The sequence below is a fragment of the Ornithinibacillus liuyingii genome, assembly GCF_055550225.1.
Genome location: NZ_JBPWOS010000009.1, coordinates 208,639 through 216,382 on the forward strand (window position 1 = coordinate 208,639; position 7,744 = coordinate 216,382).

General features: G+C 38.8%; 6 protein-coding genes and 1 rRNA gene. All 7 read left to right on the forward strand.

The features are described 5' to 3' along the window. Positions 1–3 precede the first annotated feature (3 nt). Positions 4–1,281, forward strand: coding sequence for a 3-oxo-tetronate kinase (gene otnK, locus ACSKT4_RS13790; protein WP_465823619.1), 1,278 nt, complete (start codon positions 4–6; stop codon positions 1,279–1,281). After that, the gene (locus ACSKT4_RS13795) at positions 1,274–1,876 is read left to right on the forward strand and encodes a class II aldolase/adducin family protein (protein ID WP_211741184.1); all 603 of its coding nucleotides are present in this window, start codon (positions 1,274–1,276) and stop codon (positions 1,874–1,876) included. Before otnK ends, ACSKT4_RS13795 begins: the two co-directional genes overlap by 8 nt. Positions 1,877–1,927: 51 nt before the next feature. Beyond that, complete coding sequence (locus ACSKT4_RS13800) at positions 1,928–2,059, forward strand: hypothetical protein (protein WP_255488055.1); 132 nt, start codon at positions 1,928–1,930, stop codon at positions 2,057–2,059. A 175-nt stretch (positions 2,060–2,234) separates the two neighbouring features. Continuing rightward, a complete protein-coding gene (locus tag ACSKT4_RS13805; protein WP_211741185.1) occupies positions 2,235–3,482 on the forward strand; it encodes a SulP family inorganic anion transporter in 1,248 nt (415 codons plus the stop codon). 135 nt (positions 3,483–3,617) lie between these two features. After that, entirely contained in the window at positions 3,618–5,582 is a 1,965-nt protein-coding gene (locus ACSKT4_RS13810; protein WP_465823620.1) for an acetate--CoA ligase, read from the forward strand. Positions 5,583–6,206: 624 nt separating this feature from the next. After that, positions 6,207–7,148, forward strand: a complete 942-nt coding sequence (locus ACSKT4_RS13815; RefSeq protein WP_465823621.1) for a nuclease-related domain-containing protein — start codon at positions 6,207–6,209, stop codon at positions 7,146–7,148. A gap of 499 nt (positions 7,149–7,647) precedes the next feature. Continuing rightward, positions 7,648–7,744 (forward strand): 16S ribosomal RNA (locus tag ACSKT4_RS13820); the annotation flags it as partial.

Genomic DNA, 7,744 nt, shown 5'->3' on the forward strand with positions numbered 1-7,744 from the left:
GATATGGGGAAGATTATTTTAGGTATCGTAGCAGATGATTTTTCAGGTGGGAGCGACGCGGCTTCCTTCCTGGCTAAACAAGGTATCAAAACGTATCTATACAATGGGATACCGGCAGAAGATTATCAGGTAGATGAGGAAAATATCGCCGTTGTCATTGCCTTGAAAACAAGAACAGAAGAGAAAGCAAAAGCTGTATCAGAATCATTAGAGGCTTTCCAGTGGTTGAAGAATCATGGCGCAACACAATTATATAGTAAGTATTGTTCTACATTCGATTCTACTGAAGAGGGCAATATTGGTCCTATCATTGATGGGGTATTAGAAAAGTACGATATTCATTATACAGTTCTTGTCCCAGCTCTTCCGGTTAATGGAAGAATCGTGAAGGATGGGCAATTGATTGTGAATGGTGTGCCTCTAAATGAGACGCACATGAGACACCATCCGTTAACACCAATGTGGGATGCTAACATAGCGAATTTAATGGAGCCACAAGGGAAATATCCAAGTCTTAAGATTAACCATGAACAATTAGAATTACCTAATGAAGAAATTTTATCCTTAATTGAGGATTTTGGGAAAGATAAAGAACATTTTTATGTGATTCCTGATTATGTGGAGGAAAAACACGCACAAAAAATAGTAGAGTTGTTTGGTGATTTACCGTTATTAACCGGTGGATCAGGTCTAATGACGGAACTTGGTCGTAAATACCTTCATGAGAATTCTCAGGTGGAATTTCAAAGAAGCTCCACTAATGGAAAGGCGATTATTCTAGCGGGAAGTTGTTCGGTAGCAACCCTACAACAAATAGAAGAATTTAAGAAATTAAACAAGCCTTCATTTAGAATTGACCCATTCCAATTGGCTGATGGGACACAAACAAAAGAAATGTTATGGGAACAAATTCAAGCTTCAGAAGAAGATGAAATCTTAGTTTATAGCTCTGATAAGCCTGAGAATGTGAAAGAGGCTCAGAAGGCTGGAAGAGAAAAAGTATCAGAACTATTGGAGAAAACAACAGCATTTCTTGCGAAGAATGCAGTTAGCAATGGCTACAATCGTATTATTGTAGCAGGTGGTGAAACTTCTGGGGCGGTAACAAAAACACTAGGATACAATTCCTATTTAGTGGGCGATAGCATCGATCCAGGTGTTCCAATCATGGTACCAACCCAAAATAAAGACATACGTCTAGTGTTGAAATCAGGGAACTTTGGAGATAAGGATTTCTTTATCAAAGCTGCCAACATGACAAAGGGTGATTCCATTGACTAGCCTAGAGAAAAAAATATCAGATGCTATATGGATTGGGAAGGCTTTATTTGATAGAGATAAGGCTACAGGCTCCTCTGCCAACATGAGCTTTATCCACGAAGGTAACATTTATATTACTGGTAGCGGAACTTGCTTCGGAAATTTAACGAAAGAAGATTTTTCCGTAACGAGTCGTGATGGGGAACATCTTACGGGGATTAAACCAAGTAAGGAGCTTCCTCTTCACAAAACGTTATATGATAAGGATGATTCCATACAAGCTGTTATCCACACACATAGCTTTTATTCAACGTTATGGTCATGCTTAAAGCATGAGAATGAAAGGGACATCATCCCATCCTATACCCCGTATTTAAAAATGAAAATTGGAACGATTGGTCTAGTACCATATGGTAAGCCAGGCTCAGAAACCTTATTTCAATATTTCAAGGACAGACTTCATGATAGCGATGGATACATCCTGCAAAATCATGGACCAGTAGTAGGCGATAAGGATTTATTATCTGCCTTCTACGCACTAGAAGAGTTAGAGGAAAGTGCAAGAATAGCCTGGGAGCTACGTAATGACCAAAAAAGAGCTAACTTGATAACGTGATGGGTAGTAATTAGGGATTGGAAGAGTGCTGCAAAAGCAGAAAAGAGGGGCTTGGAAACGGGAGAGGGTGTAGTAAATCCTGAAGAAGGTGCTGCAAATCCTGAAAGAAGACGCTCAAATCCTCAAGAAGGTGCTCCAAATCCTGAAAAACCCCCTCCAAATCCTGAAGAATATGTCAACTAGATAAAACCGAACGGATTCTCTGAATCGTAGTTCGGTTTTTTTCTATAGAATGGTATCTGTCATGATCGCAATATGCGCTGGAATATTAGTAAACATGTCCATCTGTTCAGTAATAAAAATCCGACTTGTCTAATATAGTACAGATATAGCTTGGACAATAGGAGGATTTAAAAAAATGCATAAGCTATTTCCAGGGTTAGGACCGTTAGCATCCTATCGACTTTCCTATTTAACAGATGATATTACGGCGGGGATTATTGTTACATTTTTATTACTTCCTCAAAGCATGGCATATGCACTTGTTGCTGGGGTTCCTATTGCGATGGGATTAATTGCGGCCACGATTCCGTTGTTCGTTTATGGACTTTTTGGCGGGTCGAGATATCTGTCCGTAGGTCCAGTATCTGTTATATCACTTTTATCATTAACAGGCTTATCCAGTATGGCTCAACCAAGTTCGAAAGAGTATATCATGCTAATTATTATGTTAGCCTTCTTAGTTGGGGCTATCCAACTTGTCATGGGGCTAGTGAGGGTTGGATCCATTCTAAAATATATTTCAACTTCCGTCATCTATGGTTTCACTTCTGCACTTGCCATAATCATTATGCTTAATCAACTCCCTTCGATTATAGGGGTAGATTTGCCGAGCTACCAAGGATTCTTCTCCTATTTGAATCAGGTATTTACTCATCTTCCTATGATGAACATATTAACCTTGGCAATTGGACTAGGAAGTATTTTCATTCTCATACTTTTTCAGAAAAAGTTCCATGTAAAGATTGGCCCGTTAGTAGTGATTATCCTTTCGGTGTTAGTAGTCGATTTTTTTCATTTAAATAAAGAAGGGATTGAAATAGTTGGCTCGATTCCGCGGGATATAATCGGAGTAGGTTTACAAATGCCAACTGTCGATATCATCCTGTCACTTTTACCCATCGCCATAACCATTAGTTTTATTTCCTTTTTTGAATCGTTTTCCGTAGCGAAGACATTGGCAGATAAGGATCGTGAATCGTTAAATCCGAATCAAGAGTTAATTGGTATAGGATTTGCCAATATGGCAAGCTCATTCGCAGGCTCCATTCCGGTTGCAGGTGCCGTATCGCGAGCAGCAGTAAGCTATGAGTCCGGTGCAAAAAGTAACCTATCTATCATCATTACAGCGTTATTTATGTTACTAGCAATCTTTTATATCACGCCATTTTTATACTTCTTACCGAAAGCTACATTAGGGGCAATCATTATTATTGCGGTAAAGAATTTAATCAACTTTACACCGTTAAACTTGAAGCGTAATAGCCTGCAGGCACTACCGTTTATCGTTACATTTGCCACTACATTATTTATCGATGTGTTTTTGGGGATTGTATTTGGGATTATAGTGTCTTTGGGATTAACACTATTAACAAACCAAAAATAAGAGATAAGTGGACGTTATCTTTTCTGAATTAGTATCAACTCATAACAATTCATACTAAAGTTATATTCCATATTTTCAGAATATTAGTTATAATGGGAGGTGGAAAAAAACATTGAATACGAGGAGGCAATGAAGATGGATGTAAGTGGAATTTTACAGGTAGTGGAAAATAGTAAACTTGTCTACCCGGATGAAGAAAAAACACGTACTACATCAATTGGATCTACAGAAGCATTCCAAAAACTATTAGCCCAATCTCAAGCTGATCCGGCAAGCTTCTGGGAAAGTGTAGCCAAGGAGCTGGAATGGTATGAGCCATGGGAAACTACGATGTCTGGAAGCCTTCCTGATTTTCACTTTTTTGAAGGGGGAATTAGCAACCCTAGCATCAATCTACTAGACCGGCACATTGCAAAGGGAGCGGGTAATCGTACCGCACTGATTTGGGAAGGAGAAAATGGCGATACGAAGTTTTTTACGTATAATATGTTACTAGCAGAAGTGAATCGTTTTTCCAATGCATTACGTTCTCTAGGTGTGAAAAAGGGGGATGGCATCGCGATTTACCTTCCGAATTTAGCAGAGGCGTTCATCGCAGTGCTTGCTTGTTTCCGTATTGGTGCGGTTTATAACGCGATTTTCTCAGGGTACTCCGAAAAGTCGTTGAAAGATCGTTTGACCGCCTTTGAACCAAAAGTAATGGTAACAGCAGATGCTACCCAGCGTCGTGGTAATACGATTTACTTAAAGGAAAAAGTCGACCATGTTGTTCCGGAGATTCCTTCTGTTGAGGCGGTCATTGTGGTCAATCGATTTGGAACAACGGTTAACATGGAACCAGGCCGCGATTATTGGTGGGAGGATTTACGAGCAAAAATGAGTAAGGACTGTGAGCCAGAAAGAATCGAGGCGAATGAGCCAGGGATTGTATTTTATACAAGCGGAACAACCGGTAAGCCAAAAGGGGTAGTTCATTCTGGAATGGCGTTTGTAGTCCAAAATTATATTTATGCCAAATATCATATGGATCATAAAGATGACGATGTGTTCTGGTGCTCTGCGGATATCGGATGGTTAACGATGCATATATGGGGAATTGTAGGTTCCTTAGCAAATGGTGTCACAACAGTAGTTTATGAAGGGGCACCAGATTATCCGACCAAGGACCGCTTTTATCAAATTATAGAAAAATATCGTGTGAACAAGCTTTTCACCGCACCAACCGCATTGCGGATGTTAAAAAGCTTAGGAGATGAGGTTCTAAATCAATACGACCTAAGTGACCTTGATGTGATTTCCTTAGTTGGTGAGCCGTTTGATGCGGAGACATGGCGTTGGACTTATGAAACCCTTGGGAAGAAGAACATTGCCGTAAATAATACATGGGGACAAACGGAAACAGCAGGCTGCCCGATAGCAGGAGCTGCCTGGCTAACACCGATGAAGCCTGGATCAGCGGGAATTCAATTCCTAGGTGCGGATGTCGCGGTTGTTGATTATGACGGAAAACCAGTGGAACCGAATACGTTAGGGAACCTTGTTATCCGAAAGCCATTCCCAATGCTCTGCCGTACGTTATGGAAGGAACCCGAACGCTATTACAATGCCTATTTCAGCCAAGTAGAGGGCTGCTATTTTGCCTCTGACTTAGCATTAATCGATGAAGACGGCTACATATGGGTCGTTGGCCGTTCTGATGATGCATTCAATGTTGCCGGACACCGATTAAGTACAATGGAAATGGAAAGTGCCGTTCTAGAGGTAGATGGGGTGTCAGAGGTTGCTGTCATTGGAGTACCCGATACCATCAAAGGAGAAGTACCAGTAGTGTTTGTTCGACTTGCAGAAGGATATATAGAATTAGATGAACTATTAAGCAACATAACTGCCAGTATCGTGGATCAAATTGGGGCAATTGCAAGACCAAAGGAAATTATCGTTTCAAAGAGCCTACCAAAAACAGTAAGTGGAAAAATTATGCGTAGGCTATTGAAGGAAATTGTAGTAAAAGGTAACGTCACGGGAGATATTACAGGGCTTGAGGACCCAAGTACCGTTGCACACATTCAAGAGACCATTAATAGTCGAACAAAAATATAAGGGCTTTAATAAGCGGGACAGTAGGTTGCTGTTCCGTTTTTTGTTGGGATGTGGGGAGGGAGTGGGTTCTCAAGGATGTTTAGAAGTCGCGCGCGGGAATAATGGGGAATCGCGAGAGGATGAGCAAAAGGCGCGCGGAGAGTTCTGGGGTCTTGCGGGGATGGCTAATATCGCGGGGAGAATCTGAAAATCGCGCGAGAAGTTCCGGGATGAGTGGGTATCGCGCGAGAAAACCAAAAATTGCGCGAAAACGCTCCAAAGTCGCGCGAGAACCTCAATGTTTCGCACGAAGAATACTGAAACCGCGCGAGAAGTTCTGATATTCGCGCGACAAACAATCTGTCGCGCGATTTACAATGAAGCCCGCGCGAAATTTATTATTAGTTGCGCGAGTTTACGTCCATTCCGCGCGAAACACATCATGGGATTAGATTTACATTGGTTGCGAAATGTAATTTTATCAAATGTTAAATTTATATATAATAGGTAAACTAAAATTATCTTCTATTATAGGCAATCAAAAATATTAACTATTAATTTCAATGCGACTTTACTAATTTATCAATATGACAAGGAACCACACCTTAACTATAATCATTATAAAAATGATGGGGTGTTAAGGGCATGGTTATATTAAATAGAAAAGTTCCTATTACATTAAAGAAATTACAAGCACTTATTCCGCGACTAAGACCAGACTTCCCTAGGATTTATGAAATCAAACAAGATGAAAGAAATAGAAGAAAGGGATATGAAGGAGAAAAACATATTGATTACTATATTGAGCTATTAGCGGATAAATTTACTATTCTTCATGATGTTTGCTTGGAAGTGAATAAGAGAATTTTTCAAATGGATTCTATCATAATTTCGAAAAAAGCGATTTATATTATAGAGATGAAGGATTATAGTAATAAAATTACTTTCGATACTAATCTAAACCAGTGTATTCGTAGTGATGGTGATATTGAGATGGGGTATCGTCATCCTATTGCACAGGCTGAAAATCAGAAGTTATTATTGGAAACTTGGCTAGAGCAAAACCTTTCCCGTCACATACCAGTACGTTATTTCGTGGTTTTTAGTGACCCAAATACAATTATTGATGTTATAGGAGATCAGGCGGCAATTGCAGAAATTGTACTCCACGCTAATCACCTTCCAAATAAAGTACTTAATATAGATAATGAAATAAATACTACTATGAAACAGAAAAGTCATCTAATTGGTAAGAGGATATTAAAAGAGAATAAAGACTTCGAAATTGATATATTGCAGGAATACCAAATAAGTCGTAATGATTTTCTTTCTGGAGTTCAGTGCCCAAAATGTCAAACACTAGGGATGAAGAGAGGGCATGGCAAGTGGATTTGTATGCGATGTAAGTCTGTGTCCAAACAGGCACACCTCAAAGCATTGTCTGATTATCTTATCTTAATAAATCCTTATATAAGTAACAAAGAGTGTATGAAATTATTAAATGTATCGAGTAAGGATGTTACTACACGCTTATTAAAATCTAGTAACCTTATGTATGATCCACTTCATAGGAGATGGAGAAGGTAGTATATGATCAAAAATTAACTTTCTTAAAGACAAACTTGATTTTATTTTGTTTTATTTATTTTATTATTTTACTTCTGAACTTATTACTTTATAAGGTTAAGTGAAGGGAGTGCTTGAATTGAAATATGTATTTTAGGTATTGCAATTGATCGTGATATAAGGTATATTATTAATCTATCATATTATTTATCATAGATTTTTAAAAAAGTATTTGACTTTATGATTAATAGTATGATATATTATTTCTTGTCGCTAAATTAAGCGGCAAAAGCAAATAAAAACTTTTAAAAAAACTATTGACATTGATTGAGCAATAGTGGTATGATATAAAAGTTGTCGTTGAAATAACGATAAACGATTTGCTCCTTGAAAACTGAACAAAACAACCAGTATGTCAAGAAAAAACATACCCTGTTTTTTCTATGTAAAGAATTACAGAAGCTAGCAGCTTCTTTGCTAAGAATTACCTATGATTGATTGGTGTCAATCGTAGACAAACTTTTTGGAGAGTTTGATCTTGGCTCAGGACGAACGCTGGCGGCGTGCCTAATACATGCAAGTCGAGCGAGTGAAATTAATTGATCCCTTCGGGGTGA